Annotated in this window: 14 protein-coding genes; 8 read left to right on the plus strand and 6 right to left on the minus strand. The window is 34.1% G+C overall.

Translation table 11 applies throughout. The features are described 5' to 3' along the window. Window positions 1-194: 194 nt before the first annotated feature. Together ACNQGX_RS03700 and ACNQGX_RS03705 are read right to left on the minus strand one after the other, a co-directional pair. The gene (locus tag ACNQGX_RS03700; RefSeq protein WP_417974127.1) at window positions 195-1172 is read right to left on the minus strand and encodes a ribonucleotide-diphosphate reductase subunit beta; all 978 of its coding nucleotides are present in this window, start codon (window positions 1170-1172) and stop codon (window positions 195-197) included. A 264-nt stretch (window positions 1173-1436) separates the two neighbouring features. Continuing rightward, window positions 1437-2003, minus strand: a complete 567-nt coding sequence (locus tag ACNQGX_RS03705) for a DUF3109 family protein (RefSeq protein ID WP_417974129.1) — start codon at window positions 2001-2003, stop codon at window positions 1437-1439. 270 nt (window positions 2004-2273) lie between these two features. Here ACNQGX_RS03705 and ACNQGX_RS03710 point away from each other — a divergent pair, with 270 nt between their 5' ends. The 4 genes from ACNQGX_RS03710 (at window position 2274) to ACNQGX_RS03725 (ending at window position 4600) form a co-directional block, all read left to right on the plus strand. After that, entirely contained in the window at window positions 2274-2852 is a 579-nt protein-coding gene (locus ACNQGX_RS03710; protein WP_417974131.1) for a MarC family protein, read from the plus strand. A gap of 118 nt (window positions 2853-2970) precedes the next feature. Then, window positions 2971-3174 (plus strand): hypothetical protein, encoded by a 204-nt coding sequence (locus tag ACNQGX_RS03715; RefSeq protein ID WP_417974133.1) that lies wholly within the window; start codon window positions 2971-2973, stop codon window positions 3172-3174. A gap of 2 nt (window positions 3175-3176) precedes the next feature. Further along, the gene (locus ACNQGX_RS03720; RefSeq protein ID WP_417974135.1) at window positions 3177-3782 is read left to right on the plus strand and encodes an FAD-dependent oxidoreductase; all 606 of its coding nucleotides are present in this window, start codon (window positions 3177-3179) and stop codon (window positions 3780-3782) included. A gap of 68 nt (window positions 3783-3850) precedes the next feature. Continuing rightward, window positions 3851-4600, plus strand: a complete 750-nt coding sequence (locus ACNQGX_RS03725) for a lysophospholipid acyltransferase family protein (RefSeq protein WP_417974137.1) — start codon at window positions 3851-3853, stop codon at window positions 4598-4600. 31 nt (window positions 4601-4631) lie between these two features. Here the strand turns inward: ACNQGX_RS03725 and ACNQGX_RS03730 are convergent, their stop codons facing one another. Genes ACNQGX_RS03730 through ACNQGX_RS03740 form a run of 3 tightly spaced genes read right to left on the minus strand, consistent with a single transcriptional unit; the run spans window position 4632 to window position 7244 of the window. Beyond that, the gene (locus tag ACNQGX_RS03730; protein ID WP_417974139.1) at window positions 4632-6203 is read right to left on the minus strand and encodes a S41 family peptidase; all 1572 of its coding nucleotides are present in this window, start codon (window positions 6201-6203) and stop codon (window positions 4632-4634) included. Between the two features lie 13 nt (window positions 6204-6216). Then, window positions 6217-6648 (minus strand): deoxycytidylate deaminase, encoded by a 432-nt coding sequence (locus ACNQGX_RS03735; RefSeq protein WP_131914888.1) that lies wholly within the window; start codon window positions 6646-6648, stop codon window positions 6217-6219. A 2-nt stretch (window positions 6649-6650) separates the two neighbouring features. After that, window positions 6651-7244, minus strand: coding sequence for a HupE/UreJ family protein (locus tag ACNQGX_RS03740; protein WP_417974141.1), 594 nt, complete (start codon window positions 7242-7244; stop codon window positions 6651-6653). 179 nt (window positions 7245-7423) lie between these two features. Here ACNQGX_RS03740 and ACNQGX_RS03745 point away from each other — a divergent pair, with 179 nt between their 5' ends. Beyond that, on the plus strand, window positions 7424-7855 hold the full coding sequence (locus tag ACNQGX_RS03745; RefSeq protein ID WP_417974143.1) for a TerB family tellurite resistance protein: 432 nt from the start codon (window positions 7424-7426) through the stop codon (window positions 7853-7855). 58 nt (window positions 7856-7913) lie between these two features. Here ACNQGX_RS03745 and fbp read toward each other — a convergent pair whose 3' ends face one another. Then, entirely contained in the window at window positions 7914-8933 is a 1020-nt protein-coding gene (gene fbp, locus ACNQGX_RS03750) for a class 1 fructose-bisphosphatase (protein ID WP_131914885.1), read from the minus strand. Window positions 8934-9191: 258 nt separating this feature from the next. Between fbp and ACNQGX_RS03755 the strand changes: the two genes are divergently transcribed. From ACNQGX_RS03755 to ACNQGX_RS03765, 3 genes are all read left to right on the plus strand, one after another. Continuing rightward, complete coding sequence (locus tag ACNQGX_RS03755; RefSeq protein ID WP_417974145.1) at window positions 9192-9701, plus strand: GNAT family N-acetyltransferase; 510 nt, start codon at window positions 9192-9194, stop codon at window positions 9699-9701. Window positions 9702-9804: 103 nt separating this feature from the next. Then, window positions 9805-11061 (plus strand): aspartate kinase, encoded by a 1257-nt coding sequence (locus tag ACNQGX_RS03760; RefSeq protein ID WP_417974147.1) that lies wholly within the window; start codon window positions 9805-9807, stop codon window positions 11059-11061. A 194-nt stretch (window positions 11062-11255) separates the two neighbouring features. Then, entirely contained in the window at window positions 11256-14687 is a 3432-nt protein-coding gene (locus ACNQGX_RS03765; protein WP_417974149.1) for a hypothetical protein, read from the plus strand. Window positions 14688-14743: the final 56 nt, after the last annotated feature.

The following is a 14743-nucleotide window of genomic DNA, read 5'->3' on the forward strand; positions in this document are numbered from 1 at the left end:
TGAGTTATGAGTTTCAATTCAGAACTCTTTAATCTGTTTTATTTTTTTGGAGCCAATCCCGCTATCCGTTGCAATCTTGTCATTGCGAGCTTGCGAAGCAATCTCTCAATCACAAGGATTTCCACTACTATCGGGGCTAACCTAACTTGGGCATTCTGTTTTTTAATCTAAATTATTTGACTTTGTGCTGAAATCTAAAAATCAGCGTCAAATGATATTTTTTGAGCATCACCATCCGTGTTCATCACTCCTGCTTTTTGATATTCGGCTACTTTCTTTTCAAAGAAGTTTGTTTTTCCTTGTAATGAAATCATATCCATAAAATCAAAAGGATTTGAGGTATTGTATTCTCTGTCGCAACCTAATTCAACCAACAATCTATCGGCAACAAATTCTAAATATTGCGTCATCAACACTGCATTCATCCCGATCAAACTTACCGGAAGCGATTCGGTGATAAACTCTCTTTCAATATTCAAAGCATCTACAATAATGCTTCTAATTCTTTCTTTTGGCACTTTATTCACCAAGTGATGGTTATGCAAATGCACCGCGAAATCACAGTGAACTCCTTCATCACGAGAAATCAATTCGTTAGAAAATGTCAATCCTGGCATTAATCCACGCTTTTTCAACCAATAAATAGAACAAAATGCTCCCGAAAAGAAAATCCCTTCCACAGCTGCAAAAGCGATTAATCGCTCCGCAAACGAATCTGATTCAATCCATTTCAAAGCCCAGTCCGCTTTTTTCTTAATCGCCGGAAAAACTTCCAAAGCATTGAATAAGTCATCTTTCTCCGCTTCATCTTTCACATAGGTATCAATCAATAACGAATAGGTTTCGCTGTGAATGTTTTCCATCATGATTTGAAAACCATAGAAGAATTTTGCTTCCGCATATTGCACTTCATTTACAAAGTTTTCAGCTAGATTTTCATTTACAATTCCATCTGAAGCCGCAAAAAACGCAAGAATATGTTTTACAAAATAACGCTCATCATCAGAAAGCTTATTATTCCAGTCATTTAAATCTTGTGACAAATCTATTTCTTCAGCAGTCCAAAAACTAGCTTCCATCTTTTTATACCATTCCCAAATATCATGATGTTTGATAGGAAAAATTACGAAACGATTTTTATTTTCTTGTAAAATTGGTTCAACTTGCGTCATTATAATTGTTTATTTTTTTGAGATTTTAAAGAAATTTTATGCATTCTGCGGATTACAAAGATTGTGAAATATTGCGGAAATTAAAAGCCAAACTTATTCACAATCGCCCCTAGTTTTTAACAAATGGAAAAAATCAGGATACTTTTCATAAAAATCATAAAAAACTGTACGTCAGTATTTTAAAATTTAAAAAAAAGAGATGAAGTACCGTAAAATATAGGATTTTAAAAACAGGAAACAAGAAAAATTTATTTTTTTTTGGATTTATTTTTTGAGCTCTTGAGCGACTATTTCAAGCTCTGCATACCAGTCCTCTCCGAACTTTCTAACCAAAGCCTCTTTGACAAATTTATACACTGGCACTTCAAGTTCCTGACCTAAAGAACAGGCAGGATCACAAATGTCCCATTTGTCATAATTAACGGCAGCAAACTCCGTAAAATCATTCACACGAATAGGATATAAATGACAAGAAACAGGTTTTTTCCAATCAATTATTCCTTGATTATACGCTTGCTCGATACCGCATAAAGCAGTTTTACCGTCAAAAATCACATAGGCGCAATCTTTATTGTCAATCAACGGTGTTTCAAGATCACCGTCAGTTCCTTTTGTCCAAGTTCCTTGCGCTTCGATAGCAGCAATTCCTTGTTTGCGTAAAAATGGTTTTACTTTAGGATAAATTTCTTCTAATATCTTAGTTTCCTCAACGCTCAAAGGAGCTCCCGCATCACCATCAACACAACAAGCCCCTTTACAGGCGGATAAATTGCAAACAAAATCTTTTTCGAGTATGTCTTCTGAGACGATCGTTTTTCCTAATTGAAACATTATTTTGGGGTACTGAGATTATAAAGTGCAAAGGTAGTTAAAGTAAATTATAATTTTTTAGATAAAAACCAACTTTAACTTTTTTAAAAACCAATGAAATAATTGACTTTTCAAACTAACTAACGAACTAATAGTAAAGAACATACAACCATAAATAACAAAAAATCAATTGAAAATGGGTCTATAAAAAAATGAATCAGAATTGTTGTAATAAAATTTAATTTTAATCAAAAATCTACCTAAAAGTTTAACTTTGCAAACAAAAAAATTATGTTTGAAATCGATTTTAGAGAAATAATTACGGTTGGAATGGTACTTTTTGCTGTAATTGATATCGTGGGAACCATTCCTATTATTGTTGATTTAAGATCAAAACATGGACACATAGAATCCGAAAAAGCTTCAATAGTAGCCGGTATAATCATGATTGTTTTCCTTTTTGTGGGAGAAGAATTACTGAATTTAATAGGAATTGATGTGAACTCATTTGCCGTTGCCGGTTCGTTTGTATTATTCTTTCTGGCATTAGAGATGATTTTAGGCATTCGCATTTATCGTGATGAAGAAGCGAGTTCCGCATCTATAGTCCCTTTGGCGTTTCCCTTGATAGCCGGAGCCGGCACAATGACAACTTTACTCTCTTTACGTTCCCAGTTTTTTACCATAAATATTGTTATCGCAATACTATTGAATATTATTCTGGTATATATCGTTTTGAAATCATCGTCTAAAATCGAAAAAATATTAGGAGAAAATGGACTTGGCGTGATTCGAAAGACTTTTGGCGTAGTACTTCTTGCAATTGCTGTTAAATTATTCGCTGCGAATGTTAAAGGTTTGTTCGTCTAAAATAAATTTTCATAAATTTACCCCCTAAGATAATTTTAAAAGACAATCTGATTTTTGGACAGACCTGTTTCTAAAACAAAAAAATCTATTTCTTTTACATCAAAAACAAAAACGTATTATGAAAATTTTTACTAACATATTGGTGTTTTTAGCATTAGCGCTAATCATATTTAATGTTACTTTGTTGGATTTTAGAAATCCATTTCAAGGAGATAGCGTAATTGCTTTTATTGGAATTGCCGCTTCTTTTTGTGCCGTTTTGATACTTCTAATTTTTAGGATGGCTAAAAAAATAGAAGAAAAATCAAACGACCAACTATAACAATGTTTGATGTTCTCGTAGTTGGTGGTGGCGTTTCCGGAATGTCATGCGCACTCGTTTTGGGTTCTGCAAAAAACAAATCCTTTGCTGCTGACAAAAAAATAGGAATTTTTACCCATCAAAAAACATCTTCTCTTCAAGATGCGCTGTTTAATAATGCATACGGAATAGCTCCAGGGAAATTAGGTACTAAATTATTGGAGGAAAGCACGGAACATCTTTCGAAAGCCTATCCTCATATCACTCAAATTCCAGATGAAAAAGTACTGAAAATTGAAGGACAATTTCCTGAATTTACAGTCCTTACAAACAAGAACTCTTACCAAACTAAAATAATTGTCATAGGCATTGGATCCGCAAATACTTTTGCAATTGAAGGATTGATGCATTATGTAGAATCCCATCAAAAATCCCTTCCCGAAAAACAACGAATCCAACTAAAAAACAGCGATCATAAAGTTGCCGATGGAATTTATGTCATAGGAACTTTAGCTGGATGGAGAAGTCAACTGACCATTGCTGCCGGAAGCGGTGCCGCCGTTGCAACAGACATTCTTACGGTATGGAATGACGGCTTGCAGACTCATGCACACGACAGTATCAGGTAAATAGAATTTCATTCTGAAAAATCTCTAGAAAAATAGTGGTAGGTTTGCATTTTTTATAAATTATTTTTATGTTATCACTATTATTAAGCTTCACAAGACTCATTGCTTTTGTAGTATATGTTTCTTTTTTTTCGATTATTTTTTATGTTGTAAGTTTTTTTTGGGGCAAAGAAACTACTTTACGTAGAGGTATCTTGTTACGCAATTTTTTGATAAGAGGACTGAATGTTATTTTAGGTATACGTACAACCGTTTACGGTGAAGAGCCCGCAGTACAAGGATTAATCGTAGCCAATCACCGTTCTTATTTTGACCCACTTATTATGCTAAGTCAAACACTTGCCTTCCCTGTTGGTAAGAAAGAGGTAGCTTCATGGCCTATCATTGGGTACATATGCAGAATATCAGGTGTACTATTTGTAGACAGAAAAGATCCGAAAAGCAGACAAAAAACAGCCGAAAACATTAGAGAGGCTCTTAGCAAGGGGTATTCTGTTATTAATTTTCCAGAAGGAACAACGCATATTTCGCCAACGACCGTAGATTTTAATTATGGTTCATTTGCAATGGCCACAAAGATCAAAGCAGCTGTTATTCCTGTAGCTATCGATTACAAAGAAAAAACAGATGCCTTTATCGGAGATGATACTTTCATTCCGCATTTTTTAAAATGTTTTGGAAAATGGACTACTGAGATAAAAATAACTTATTTCTCGCCGGTATATTCTGAAGATACAGAATTTTTATTAAACACGTCTAAAAACATGATAGACAAAGAACTCATTCGCTATAGAGAAGATTGGGATAGTGAAAATTAATTGTTTTTAAAACGAATATTTTTCTTCACAATTACTTCTTAGATACCGCCTTAATCATCGCATCTTCTTTCAATACAATCTCATAATAATAGTTTTCCCCATACAATTGTCGGGCAAATTCAGCGGTCAAGTGTCTTTTTACCAATGACTTGCTTTTTCCAAAATTCAGATCCAATCCGTTTCCGAAAATAAATTTTTGAAATAAATTGAAATACAAATCCGTTTGATCCATTTTAATTTTGAATTGTTCGAAAGTAAGTCCTTTAAAAGCGCTTCTGTTTTTATCTAATTGTTCGAAAACAAAATTACCTACGATTCCTGATTGCAATAAATAAGCCGTACTTTCATTTCCATGTTCCACTTCAAGCGGTACAAAAACATCAGGAACAATTCCGCCGCCGCCGTATACAATTTTACCTTTTTTAGTTTTGAATTTTAAAGTATCCGAAACTTTTATACTGTCTTTTTCATACAATTCTCCATTTCCAAAACGAGCTTCCGATTCTTTAAAATACGCTTCATTTCCTTTCGAATAAGGTTTTTGAATCGAGCGACCGGTTGGTGTATAATACCTGGCAATAGTCAATCGAACAGCTGAACCATCTGCAAAATCCATTTCTCTCTGCACCAATCCTTTTCCAAAAGAACGGCGCCCCACAATAGTTCCTCTGTCATTATCCTGAATGGCGCCCGCTAGAATTTCACTGGCTGAAGCACTGTTTTCATTGATTAAAACAAATACGTTTCCGTTTTCAAAACTGCCTTTCTTGGTTGCAAATGTTTTGTCTATATTCCCGTTTTTATTTTTGGTGAAAACGATCAGTTGTTTATCCTGTAATAATTCATCGGCAATAGCAATCGCTTCTTCCATATAACCGCCACCATTATCACGAACATCAATTACGAGTGATTTCGCACCTTGTTGTTTGAGTTTAACTAAACCCGCCATAAACTCTCTATAGGTAGTTTCGGCAAATCTGTTTATTTTAATATAGCCCGTTTTATTACTCAAAAGCAACGCCGCATCGACACTTTTTAGAGGAATTACATCCCGTTTTATTTTTACTTTTAGTTTTTTGCCTTCCGATTTTCTGTAGATAGTCAATTCAATATCAGAACCCACCGTTCCTTTCAATTTAGAATACAAACTGTCACTTGGCAATTTTCGCCCAAATAATTTCGTTTTATCGGCATACAAAATTCGGTCGCCTGCCTTTATTCCAGCTTTTGCCGAAGGGCCATTTTCAACTGGCTTTATAACCGCAACTGAATCGTTGTACATATAAAAATTCACGCCTATTCCCACAAAATTTCCTTTCATGCTTTCTACCACTTCCAGCTGATCGCTTGGCGGAATATATACGGAATGCGGGTCGAGTTGCGCCAGAATATTATCTACGGTAAGGTTTACAATAGAATCCGTATTAATATCATCGACGTATTCATTGTCAATAAAATCAATCAGTTTATTGAGCTTGCTTCTAGAATTGTTCTTGGCAGAAAAATCAGCTGCGTTAGGAAAATTCAACATTCCGCCCAGCACAACACCCAAAGCGAGTGTTGAGAAGATAATAATAGGCAAATATTTTACGTTATATTTCATACGAAGACAATATTTATTCTTCTAATATTGGGATATGTTCTACCTCTACTCCAGCTTTTATAAGGAACTGAATTCCTGAATCGTCACGGTATCCATTCTGATACACCACTCTTTTTATTCCGGATTGATGAATCAATTTGCTGCATTCTTTACAAGGCGAAAGCGTAATATACAAAGTAGCTCCTTCACAGGATTGTGTGGATCGTGCCACTTTCAGAATCGCATTTGCCTCAGCATGTAAAACATCCCAACGCGTCAATCCTTCTTCATCTTCACAACAATTTTCAAAACCAGATGGCGTTCCGTTGTAACCATCAGAGATTATCATTCTATCTCGCACAATAATCGCACCAACTTGTTTGCGTTTACAATATGACAGAAGCCCCCATTCTTTGGCAATTCTAAGATACGCTTTATCGTATTTATTTAATTTTTTTTCGTTCATTTTTATCTAATCCAGATTTCACTTTCAACAATCATTGGTATCACTACTCCTATTATAAATGCCGACATCACTAAAGTCCAATCGCGTTTCGAGAATCTAAAAACGGTTTGAACAATATACGACAAAATCAAAACCACAAAAACTACTACAATCTGGGCCGCTTCAATTCCTAATGCAAATTCTGACAATGGTACTATTTTAGCGATAGCATCACCCCCAAGAATTGATTTGAAATAATTTGAAAAACCCAATCCATGAATAATTCCAAAGAAAAGTGTGATGAAAAACACCAAATTTATACTTTCTTTCTTGCTAGATTTTCCCGCCGTAAAAAGATTAAACAACGCCGTTATCAATATCGTTATTGGAATTAACAATTCGACAACATTCCCTTTAATCGCAACTATACCAAAAACAGAAAGCATTAAAGCCATCGTATGTCCAATGGTAAAAAGCGTCACCAGAAGCACAATTCGCTTCCAATCCTTAAAAGAGAAAGGAATCGCCAATGCTATTAAAAATAAAACATGGTCATACGCATGAATATCTAAAACGTGTTTTAATCCTATTTGAAAGTAAATCCAAAATTCTGACATAGGTAATTTATTAGGTTGATAAAGGGGTTGTAAACTTACGATTAATTTTGAAAATGATTGATTTGATTATTTAAATAAATGCAATTCAAAAGAGATCAGATTCAAAGAAAAAATATAAAAAAATTAAAATCATTAATTTAAAAATAGATTTATCTTTGTAAGATAAAAAAACAATAATTATGTCATTTTCAGATTTATTTGATAGCGAATTCAAACAAAGAAATAAAGGTCATTTTTCAGCTATTGTTCGTGTAGCACTGGCTGACGATAAGTTTGCTCCAGAAGAGAAACTATTTTTAGACAAACTGGCTGTTCGATTAGAAATTTCTCAAGCAGAATATGAAGAAATTTTAGAAAACCCATTAAAATATCCCATAAACCCTCCTTATTTACATGAGCAAAGACTGGAGCGTTTGTTTGATTTATCGAGAATGGTTCATGTGGATCATCAGTTAGGCGACACACAAGAATTATTATTAAGAAAAATTGGAGTAGCACTAGGCTTTAATGCTGAAAATGTAGATTACATTATACATAAAGCACTTAAATTAGTAGATAGAAAAGTCGATATAGATACTTTCCTTTTCGAAATGCAAAACATGAACAAGTAATTGCAAAGTATAAAAAAAGCTCCCAGAAATCTGGGAGCTTTTTTATTAAACTTGAATTTTAGTATTTGCTTAATTTAGCTTTATGCATAAATTCTTCCGCTTTTTCCACCATGTTGTAGCTTCCGCAAAAGAACGGCACCCTTTGATGTAATTCCGTCGGTTCAATTTCCATGATTCTATTAAAACCATCTGAGGCTTTTCCTCCCGCTTGTTCAGCAATAAAAGCTAACGGATTGCATTCATATAACAATCTTAATTTTCCTTTTGGTGCTTTAGAACTCGTAGGATATAAATAAATCCCGCCTTTAATCATATTTCTATGAATATCCGAGACTAAACTCCCTATATATCTTGAAGTATAAGGCCTGTCACCTTCTTCTAACTGACAATATTTTATATAATCTTTTACTCCTTGCGGAAAATGAACATAGTTCCCTTCGTTAATGGAATAAATATGGCCGTCAGTTGGAAATTGCATTTTTGGATGCGATAAATAAAAGGTTCCAATCGCTGGATTCAACGTAAATCCGTTCACTCCGTGTCCTGTTGTATAAACCAACATCGTCGAGGTTCCGTAAATAACATATCCCGCCGCAACCTGATTGATTCCCGGCTGTAAAAAATCTTCAATGGTAACTGGAGTTCCTATTGGAGTAACTCTTCTATAAACCGAAAATATAGTTCCAACCGAAACATTTACATCAATATTTGATGAACCGTCAAGCGGATCCATTAAAACCACATATTTGTTATTATGACTGTTGTCACTTCCTTCTACAGTGATAAAATCATCATTCTCTTCGGAAGCAATACCACATACAATTTCACGATTGATTAAAGTTTGAATAAAAACTTCATTCGCATAAACATCGAGTTTTTGCTGGTCTTCTCCTTGTATGTTTTGTTCTCCGGCAGCACCCACAATATCAACTAATCCAGCTTTGTTTACTTTATAATTGACCACTTTGGCAGCCAGTCGGATGGAGTTAATGATTCGGGATAATTCGCCTGACGAATATTGAAAAGCGTTTTGGTTTTCAATGATAAATTCTCCTAGTGTTTTGTTGCGTTCTTCCATTAAGAAATCGATGTAGTTGTTTTGAAGTCACAAATATCGTTTTTTTTGTGAAAATGATTTGAATAATATTTACTTAGTTTATCAGTATTGTATATTTGCTCATTAAAACACAAAATTAATACGTAAAAATGCAGTTTTATTGCATTTTTGAAGCATTAAAATAAAAATTTATGAAATGAGCAGTATGGGAGTCTGATAAAAACGCCGATACAGTAATGCGAATTCCATATTCAAAATAAATATAAATATAAACTACGTATGAATATTAGAAGAGGAGAACCCCAAGATATGCACGCTGTTTTAGGTCTTATCCAAGAATTAGCCGAATTTGAAAACGAGCCAGATGCTGTTCTTGTAACTGTTGACGATTTAATTCGGGATGGTTTTGGCCCTGTTCCTCTCTTTCATGTTTTTGTAGCTGAAGCTGATGACGAAATCGTTGGTATCGCATTGTACTATTACCGTTATTCGACCTGGAAAGGAAAAACAATTCATTTAGAAGATTTAGTGGTAAAAGACAAAATGCGTGGAACCGGACTTGGATATGCTTTATATTCTGAAATTATAAAACAGGGTAAAAAAGATCAGGTTCGAAGAGTGGAATGGAATGTATTGGACTGGAATACTCCGGCAATAGAATTCTATGAAAAATCAGGTGCAAAAGTGCTACGGGACTGGGATGTTGTACAAATGGATGAAGCAGGGATTGATGCTTTTTTAGAAAAAAATATCAATGGCAATAACAAAAATCAATGTCAAAAAAAATAAACAACAAATTCTAATTATTAAAATTTCAAACTCTAGCTATCAAATTTCACATTGATATTGAAATTGAAATTGAAATTTATTTTTTGAAATTTAAATTAAAAACATGAGAGTATTCAAATTTGGAGGAGCTTCTGTAAAAGATGCCGCAGGAATTAAAAACGTATATGACGTTTTACAAAAAGTGGGTTACGAAGATGTATTGTTGGTGGTTTCTGCAATGGGAAAAACGACGAATGCACTGGAAATTGTCATAAAAAACTATTTCGACAAATCGGCTGAGTTAAATTCATCAGTCCAAGAAGTAAAAAAATACCACAATCAAATTTTGATGGATTTATTTGAAGATGACAAAAACGAAGTTTTTGCCGCTGTAAATACTCAATTTGCTGATTTAGAATATTTCCTGACACATAATAAATCTCCCAACTATAATTTTGTTTACGACCAGATTGTAAGTTATGGTGAATTAATTTCGACAACTATTCTTAGTCATTTCATGAATTTCATGGGAATAAAAACGCAATGGCTGGATGTGCGTAATTTCATAAAAACAGACGCAAATTATAGAGATGCGGAAGTAGACTGGGAATTGACACAGAAAAACATTTCTAAAAACGTAAAACGAAAAATATTAAATATCACACAAGGTTTCTTGGGTTCAGATGAGAATAATTTCACCACCACTTTAGGTCGTGAAGGCTCCGATTATACGGCTGCAATTTTTGCGTATTGCTTAAATGCCGAAAGCGTAACCATCTGGAAAGATGTCCCCGGAGTAATGAATGCAGACCCGAGATATTTTGAAAACGCGAGTTTATTAAATCAGATTTCGTATCGCGAGGCCATTGAATTAGCTTTTTACGGCGCAACGGTTATCCACCCAAAAACGCTGCAACCTTTACAGAAAAAGGAAATTCCTTTGTATGTAAAATCATTTATAAACCCATTATTAAAAGGGACAAGTGTTTCTAAAGGTGTCGATTTAGAACCGTATTTACCTTGTTTTATTGTCAAAAGAAACCAACTTTTGATTTCGCTTTCTTCTATAGATTTCTCTTTCATTATGGAAGAAAACATCAGCGAGATTTTTTCTTTGTTTCACCAATTTAAAATAAAAGTAAACTTAATCCAGAATTCTGCGATTAGTTTTTCTGTATGTGTGGAGGATAAATTTGACAATTTTAAAGCGCTGAACGCCATTTTATCTAAAAAATTTAAAGTGGATTACGACGAGAATGTAACCTTATATACTATCCGACATTTCAACGACAAAGCAGCTCAAACTGTTGAGGAAAACAAAGTAGTTTTATTGAAACAAGTCAGTCGTGAAACCATGCAAGTAATCACTAAAGAAGTTTAAAAACTGTTTCAACAATATTAAAAATGGGAATCGAAATTTAATTTTGATTCCCATTTTTTATTGTTCCAAAGCATATAAATAAAGGCACTAAACCAAAATACATCTATTTATCTATTCCCTGATTTTCTGATTGCCGCATTTTCTAATTATCGGATTATAAGTACTACTTTTGATACTTTCGAGTTATAGTATTTATGTTGAAAAAATTACTTTTTTGGATTGTAATAGGCTGTTTTTCTGGGCTCCATGCTCAGGAAATTAATTCGCTGTACAAAACCAAAAAAATCCTTCCTTCCCGCGACACGATTTACATCGAAAAAGAAAGCATTAATTCCAGTTTTTTCAAATTGCTTGACGCCAATGGAAAACCCATCGACAGCACTTTATTTAAAATAAATTTCAAAAAAGGAACTCTGATTTTAAAGGAAAACAGCGCTTTTAACTCCGATTCGCTTACGATACACTATCTTAAATTTCCTGAAATACTAACCAAAGAATACCGCATTTACGATCCCAGCAGAGTCGTCAGTAATGAAGCTGGGACTGGGAATCTGTATAAAATTGAAGAGAAAAATCTAAAGAAAAATGTTCCTTTTGACGGTTTGAATACTTCCGGAAGCATTACCCGTGGCATTACCATAGGAAACAATCAAAATGCCGTTTTGAACTCTAATTTAGATCTACAAATTACAGGAAAAATTTCCGAAAAAGTAAGTTTAAGAGCCTCCATTCAAGACAGTAATATTCCCTTGCAGGATGGCGGCTATTCTCAAAAACTGGATCAGTTTGACAATGTTTTCATGGAGTTATTCAGTGACCAATGGAACATTCGAGCTGGAGATATTTTTCTGGAAAACAAGAAAACCCAATTCCTCAATTTCAATAAAAAAGTACAGGGACTGGCGACTAATTTCAACTTTGGAACCGAAGAAAACAAAACGAATGTATTTGCATCAGCAGCATTAGTTCGGGGACAATATGCCAAAAGTAATTTTGTGGGACAAGAAGGCAATCAAGGTCCTTACAAATTAAAAGGACAAAATGGAGAATTATATGTACTGGTTGTTTCGGGTTCAGAGCGGGTTTATGTAAATGGTATTTTACTGAAACGAGGCGAAAACAATGATTATACGATAGATTACAATGCCGGTGAAATTGTATTTACGCCACTTTTCACCATAACTTCTGAAATGCGGATTGCCATAGAATATCAATATTCTGATAGGAATTACACCCGTTTTGTAACCTATGCAGGCGCCACACATGAAAATGAAAAATGGAGTTTTGGAGGGTATTTATATTCGGAAAACGACTTGAAAAACCAACCGCTACAACAAAATTTATCGAAAGAACAAGCTCAGATTTTAGTCAATTCAGGAGATAATCCTGATTTAATGACAGCGCCTTCTGTCTATGCTGATTCCTACTCCGAAAACAAAGTGTTGTATCGTAAAACGATAGTTAATGCCGTTGAAATTTTCGAATACTCAAATGATGCCCAACAGGAATTATTCAATGTCCGATTCACTTTGGCAGGAACCAATAATGGGAATTATATCGTAACAAATTCAACTACCATTACCCGAGTTTATGAATATATAGAACCTATAAATGGGATTCCTCAAGGAAATTATGAACCAATAATTCAGCTCATTGCGCCAACAAAAATTCAAGTTGCCACCTTTTTGGGAAAATACAAACCCAATGAAAAAACGGCTGTCGATTTTGAAATTGGCCTTAGCAACAATGATAAAAATTTATTTTCATCCATTGATGACGCCAACAATCAAGGCTTAGCAGGAAAAATCAATGCAAAACAACGGCTTTTTTCAAAAAAATGGCAGGTTGATGCTTTTGCCAATTATCAATTTATACAAAAAGATTTCAGATCCGTGGAACGACTGTACAATATAGAATTCGATAGGGATTGGAATTTAGGAACCGCCGCTATTGGAAATCAAAGTTTATTAGTTTCCGGTTTGCAATTGGACTTAAATCCAGAACCAAAATCTATTACTAAAGGACTACTGTTGTATCAGTTTGAAAAACTGGATTTCTCTGAAAATTTTTCAGGCAGCAGACATCTTTTAAATGGTTTGTTTCGAATAAAAAAATGGACCTTTCAAAACCAAGGCAGTTTTCTAAAAAGCGATGGCAGTGTTTTATCGTCGAAATTTTTAAGAAACCAATCCCAAATGCGTTTTCATTTCGATAAAAATTGGGTTGGTTCCAGCTTGCGTTTAGAGGATAATCAAGAAAAAGATAAAGCAACAAATCAATTTTCGACGTTAAGCCAGAAATTTACGGAATATGGTTTTTTTACCGGTCGTGGCGACAGCACTAAAGTTTTTGTAGAATTGGGATATTTAAGAAGGACTAATGACAGCCTTCAAAATGGCTTGATTCAGCGGGTAAATTCTTCCCAGACTTTTATGCTGAAATCTAAATTAATTCAAACCAATAAAAGTGACTTGTCCCTTTATGTCAATTACAGAATCTTGGATTTTGTAGATGCCGCAAGAAAAAAAGAACCTTCATTAAATTCTAGAATAGTGTACACGGATCGTTTCTTCAATCAATTAATCCAAAGCACAACGGTTTATGAAACGAATTCAGGAACCATTCCGCAACAGGAATTTACCTATCTCGAAGTCTCCGCAGGTCAGGGCGTTTATACTTGGAATGATTATAACGGCAATGGAATTCAGGAATTACAGGAGTTTGAAGTTGCTCCATTTATCGATCAGGCAAAATTTATCAGAGTATTTTTACCCAATCGGATTTATATAAAAACACATCAAAATAAATTCTCACAATCCGTGACATTAAACCCAAATCAATGGCAAAATGAAAAAGGAATAAAAAAATTACTCTCTTATTTCTATAATCAAACCGCATTTATAATTGACAGAAAAACGAGAAGTGACGGAGATAATTTTGAATTAAACCCGTTTGGCGGTTCCAATGAAAATGTACTGGGATTAAATTCCAGCTTGAGGAATAGCTTGTTTTACAATAGAGGAAAGCAAAACCATTCGATTACCTATTCTTATCTTCAAAATAAAACGAAAAACTTGTTGTCGATAGGTTCGCAAGAAGCCACAAACAGTTCGCATCAATTGCAGTATGGACATTTGCACCAAAAAAGTTGGCTGTTTGGTTTTTTTGCTAAAACAATCCAAACAACCATTCAATCAGAGAATTTTCCAGAAAAAAATTATGATATAAACGGATACCAATTGGCTCCAAAAATCAGTTATTTATTCTCTAAAAACACCAGTTGGGATCTCTTTTATGAATTGCAAAGTAAAGAGAATCAAATTGGAATTTTCGAAACACTACTACAATCCCGCTTTGGAACTTCCTTTTCCTATGCCAGTGATAAAAAAATAACGCTGAATGGAGAAGTTTCTTTTTACCAAAATAAATTTGAAGGAAATGAATTTTCTTCGGTTGGATTTCAAATGCTCGAAGGTTTACAAACCGGGCAGAACTTGACTTGGAGATTGCTTTTGCAAAAAAACATCACACAATTTTTAGACATTAATTTCAATTATCAAGGACGAAAAAGTGAAACAAGCCAAGCCATTCATACCGGAAATGTTCAATTGAGAGCTTATTTTTAATGTTGAAATTTGAAACAATTTCATCTAATGACTTTACAAATATGATTATATTTTAT

The organism is Flavobacterium glycogeni (assembly GCF_048286775.1).
GTDB lineage: Bacteria > Bacteroidota > Bacteroidia > Flavobacteriales > Flavobacteriaceae > Flavobacterium.

Coding starts and splice junctions, on each gene's coding strand:
- ACNQGX_RS03700 (WP_417974127.1), bottom strand. CDS start 1,172: ATGACGCAAGTTGAACCAATTTTACAAGAAAATAAAAATCGTTTCGTA.
- ACNQGX_RS03705 (WP_417974129.1), bottom strand. CDS start 2,003: ATGTTTCAATTAGGAAAAACGATCGTCTCAGAAGACATACTCGAAAAA.
- ACNQGX_RS03710 (WP_417974131.1), top strand. CDS start 2,274: ATGTTTGAAATCGATTTTAGAGAAATAATTACGGTTGGAATGGTACTT.
- ACNQGX_RS03715 (WP_417974133.1), top strand. CDS start 2,971: ATGAAAATTTTTACTAACATATTGGTGTTTTTAGCATTAGCGCTAATC.
- ACNQGX_RS03720 (WP_417974135.1), top strand. CDS start 3,177: ATGTTTGATGTTCTCGTAGTTGGTGGTGGCGTTTCCGGAATGTCATGC.
- ACNQGX_RS03725 (WP_417974137.1), top strand. CDS start 3,851: ATGTTATCACTATTATTAAGCTTCACAAGACTCATTGCTTTTGTAGTA.
- ACNQGX_RS03730 (WP_417974139.1), bottom strand. CDS start 6,203: ATGAAATATAACGTAAAATATTTGCCTATTATTATCTTCTCAACACTC.
- ACNQGX_RS03735 (WP_131914888.1), bottom strand. CDS start 6,648: ATGAACGAAAAAAAATTAAATAAATACGATAAAGCGTATCTTAGAATT.
- ACNQGX_RS03740 (WP_417974141.1), bottom strand. CDS start 7,244: ATGTCAGAATTTTGGATTTACTTTCAAATAGGATTAAAACACGTTTTA.
- ACNQGX_RS03745 (WP_417974143.1), top strand. CDS start 7,424: ATGTCATTTTCAGATTTATTTGATAGCGAATTCAAACAAAGAAATAAA.
- fbp (WP_131914885.1), bottom strand. CDS start 8,933: ATGGAAGAACGCAACAAAACACTAGGAGAATTTATCATTGAAAACCAA.
- ACNQGX_RS03755 (WP_417974145.1), top strand. CDS start 9,192: ATGAATATTAGAAGAGGAGAACCCCAAGATATGCACGCTGTTTTAGGT.
- ACNQGX_RS03760 (WP_417974147.1), top strand. CDS start 9,805: ATGAGAGTATTCAAATTTGGAGGAGCTTCTGTAAAAGATGCCGCAGGA.
- ACNQGX_RS03765 (WP_417974149.1), top strand. CDS start 11,256: ATGTTGAAAAAATTACTTTTTTGGATTGTAATAGGCTGTTTTTCTGGG.